The 571-nt window shown below is 53.8% G+C and carries 1 protein-coding gene; it reads right to left on the bottom strand.

What is annotated here, in order from left to right; genetic code table 11:
* Positions 1-184: 184 nt before the first annotated feature.
* Positions 185-571, bottom strand: a 387-nt coding sequence (gene tnpB / locus JHJ32_RS22665) for an IS66 family insertion sequence element accessory protein TnpB (protein WP_200123024.1), incomplete at its 5' end; no start/stop codon positions are given.

Raw genomic sequence — 571 nt, 5'->3', positions numbered from 1 at the left:
TCTGGCCGAACTGCATGCGCCTGTACATGGCAAGCTGCGATTCCAGGTATTCGATTTTCTCATCACGGCTGGAAATAACCCGTAAAAGGTCCTCTTTCGATAAGTCTTCCATTGCCGCTTGCATGGCATAAAAATACAAATAAAAGGTGGGTTACGCAAGTGAAAAACGATGTTTCTGATTACTTCAGACCACTTTTTTCAGACTGAACCGGTGCCGCCTGCGGCTCTTCTCCACCACGATTCCCTCCACCATCAGCACCAGCTCGCTCCAGTCGATCTCCCCGCCCGGCGAACTGGTTTTCGGCAGCGGAAAGGTGCCGCCCTCCAGTCTTTTGTAATACAGCACGAACCCGCCGTGTTCCCAGTGCAAAAGCTTCATATGCGTGCGGCGGCGGTTCAGGAACACGAACACATCACCGCCAGTGGCGCCCCGACCCAAACCGGAGGACACCAGCCCGCACAATCCGTCAAATGATTTCCGCATGTCGCAATGGCCACCGTACAGATAATAACGGTGCGAGGAACCCAGGCTGAACATCAGGCAAGGGCAATCAGCCTGGACAATAATCCC

The sequence above is a fragment of the Parapedobacter sp. ISTM3 genome (genome assembly GCF_016533505.1).
Lineage (GTDB): Bacteria > Bacteroidota > Bacteroidia > Sphingobacteriales > Sphingobacteriaceae > Parapedobacter > Parapedobacter luteus.
This window is presented reverse-complemented; position numbering and strand designations above follow the sequence as displayed.